3 protein-coding genes are annotated in these 3,123 nt (G+C 60.0%); all 3 read left to right on the top strand.

Annotated elements, in window-relative coordinates:
- Window positions 1-306 precede the first annotated feature (306 nt).
- Window positions 307-960, top strand: a complete 654-nt coding sequence (locus V6C07_RS08695; RefSeq protein ID WP_333536004.1) for an HAD family hydrolase — start codon at window positions 307-309, stop codon at window positions 958-960.
- A 57-nt stretch (window positions 961-1,017) separates the two neighbouring features.
- A complete protein-coding gene (locus tag V6C07_RS08690; protein WP_333536003.1) occupies window positions 1,018-2,028 on the top strand; it encodes a hypothetical protein in 1,011 nt (336 codons plus the stop codon).
- 202 nt (window positions 2,029-2,230) lie between these two features.
- Window positions 2,231-3,123, top strand: an 893-nt coding sequence (locus V6C07_RS08685; protein ID WP_333536002.1) for a diaminopropionate ammonia-lyase, incomplete at its 3' end; no start/stop codon positions are given.

Here is a 3,123-nt window from a genome sequence, read left to right as displayed (position 1 = left end):
TACATTCTCAAAGTTTAAGGCACGCTCACTTCGGCGTTTAACCGCGCAGATAAACTGCGCTTACGCCTCCGTAGCGAACGTCTGCTCACGCAGCCGTCCGAGCAATTTCAAAGTGAAATTGCTCTAGATAATTTTTTGTCCAGTTGGCTGCGTCACGTAAAAAACAGGACCAAACTGGCGTAAATTGGCGCAAACTGGCCCGGACCGGCACAGGCGAGTCCGGATTGGCGCAGATCGCAAACTGGCCCGCCTTGCCCCGAAAAGGGCATTTCAAGGCGATGTGGCCGGATGCAGAAAAGGATAGCTATGCCATTGCAATGTATTGTTTTTGACTGTGACGGCGTCATACTGGACAGCGTACCCGTAAAAACACGCGCCTTTGCCCGCATTGCCGCACCTTACGGGCAGGAGGCTCAGGACCGTTTTGTCATGTACCACAGCCTGCACGGCGGGGTGAGCAGGTACAAGAAGTTTGAATGGTTTTACAACGAGGTGCTGGGCCGCGAAATCACGCAGGAAGAGTCCGAAAAACTGGGCCGCCTGTTTGCGGAATACGCTCTGGATGAAGTGCGGCGCTGCCCGCTTATTCCCGGCGTCAAGGATGTGCTCGACACCTGGAAGGGCAGGCTGCCCCTCTATGTCTGTTCCGGCGCGCCGCATGAGGAAGTGCTGGCCGTCCTGCACGAGCGTGGTCTGGAGCACTATTTTACGTCCATTCACGGCTCGCCCCCGGCCAAGGCCCGGCTTCTGGCCCAGATTGTGGCTCCGTTGCCCCTGGCCCCGGAAAACGTGCTTATGGTGGGCGATGCCCCCACAGACCGCGATGCGGCGGAAGAAGTGGGTACGCTTTTTTACGGCGTGGGGCCGGACATCAAACCTGTCTCGGACGCCGCCTATCCCTGGGCCGAAGACCTTACGGGACTCAATGACTGGATTGCGGCCCGCGTGGCCTCGATCTGAGCAAACATATAACAGCAAGCCCCGCAGGTTGCCTGTGGGGCTTTTACGTCTGAAGGTATGAAAAAAAGACTATGTATACTGCTTGTCTGTCTTGTGGCCCTGCTGTTTGCGGGCTGCGATTCCGGCGGCAATGAAGACGCTTCTTCAGCAACAGGGGAACAGTCGGGGCAAAAGCCGGAAACGGGCCTGGCCTCGGATGCGGCGCACAGTGCGCCACAGGAACGTCCGCCCTATGAAGAACAGGTTCAGGGGCCGCCCCCTTCGCAGGAAGAGCTTGAAAAGGCGGATGCTCTGGTGGCTTTCTATAATGTGGCCGCGGCCACCCTGGCCGAACCCTATTATGTGCAGGCCGAAACCATGACGGACAATGTGCGCCATTACCTGCGGGAATGGACACTGGCCCCGCGTCCCTCGCCTGATGGGGACGGCAAGGTGCTTGCGCGCCGCCTGGCGGCCCCTGCGGACATGTTCGGGGCGGATGAAGCCGCTGCCCTGTCCCAGTGGGTGGACGATATGGAAAAGAGCATCCAGAGCATGCGGGCCGATTACACGGCTCTGGCACGCTATGTGCGGGATGAGAATATCCGTGATGACGGCGTGAAGGGCCGCGCCCTGGCGGCCAGTCTGGAAAAGGAACACGAGCGCTTTGTGACTGCCCGGGACGGCTATCTGGCCCTGGTGGAAGGGCGGGCCGTCAAGGCCGAGGAAACGCTGCTTTATGGACACCCGCTCAGGCGGCAGATCCTGGAAGCCAGAAATATCTTCACCTTGTATGGCAGCACGGCGGAACTGCTGGCCGCGCAAACGCCCGACCGGCATGCCCTTGGTCAGGTGCGGGACAAACTTGAGGCCGGGCTGCGCAGGGCCGGACAGCCGCCATTTCCGGCTGCTCCAGAAGTGGAGCGGGCCTATCGCGAGTTTCTCAGGCATGCTGCCCGCTATGAGGCCCTTCTGGGCCGTGGGCTGGCCGAAGGCTTTTACAGTCCGGTGCGGCAGGAGCTGAACAATGTCGCGCAGGAGAGCCGCCAAGCCTATAACATTTTCGTGCGTACAGCCAATTCCAACTGAACTGGCAGACAGCACTGAAAACAGATACGCGCTCCAGGCGGATTTTTGAGAATCCGTGCTTCGGAGCTGTGCAGTCGTCGGAGCAATACCACTGCACAACCGTTCTGAGCGGGGTTGCCGCCCCGCAGTGGATATTGCCCGCTGCGGGATGCAATCCCGATGACATGCAAAAGGGGCGACCATGCCCTACAGGAGAGCCGCCGTGAACATTGTCAGCTATTGTCCCAACAGCCTGCGTACAGGCGCTGCCGATGCGGCGGATGTTGGGCTTTACGGGCCGGAGGTCGCCCGTGTTGCCCGTACCTTTCATGAGGGTTTTGACCGTTATGCGGCCACGCCGCTGGTGCGGCTGAAAAATCTTGCTCATGACCTGGGGCTTGGCGAAATTATGGTAAAGGACGAGTCCCAGCGTTTCGGTCTCAATGCCTTCAAGGTACTGGGCGGTTCCTATGCGGTGGCACGTCATCTGGCCCGACTGCTTGATATGCCCATGAGCCGGGTAAGCCCGCAGCTGTTGCGTTCTGCCGAGGTACGCAAAAAACTGGGCAAAATCACTCTCGTTACGGCCACGGACGGCAATCATGGCCGGGGTGTAGCCTGGACGGCCCAGCAACTCGGCATGGGGGCCACGGTCTTCATGCCCGCAGGCTCAGCGCCGGTCAGGGCCGAAAACATCCGTAAAACCGGGGCGCAGTGCACCATAACCGACCTTAATTATGACGATACCGTGCGTCTTGCCATGCAGCATGCGCAGCAGACGGGCGGTGTGCTTGTACAGGACACCGCCTGGGATGGGTATGAGGAAATGCCCCTCTGGATCATGCAGGGCTATACCACCCTGGCTCTGGAAGCGGACGAGCAGTGGCGGGAATGCGGGCTGCGCCCGCCGACCCATATCTTTTTGCAGGCCGGGGTGGGGTCTTTTGCCGCTGCGGCGCTTGGGTATTTTACCGCCGTGTGGGGCGATGCCGCGCCACAGGCCATCACTGTGGAGCCGCAGGCCGCCGACTGTTTTTACCGTTCCTTCATGGCTGGCGACAGCGCCTCCCATGCGGTCACCGGGCATATGCGAACCATTATGGCAGGGCTTGCCTG

Source organism: Desulfovibrio sp. 1214_IL3152, assembly GCF_036763055.1.
In the GTDB taxonomy this organism is placed as follows: domain Bacteria; phylum Desulfobacterota; class Desulfovibrionia; order Desulfovibrionales; family Desulfovibrionaceae; genus Desulfovibrio.
The sequence above is the reverse complement of the archived record's forward strand: the minus strand, read 5'-3'. Positions and strand labels throughout refer to the sequence as shown.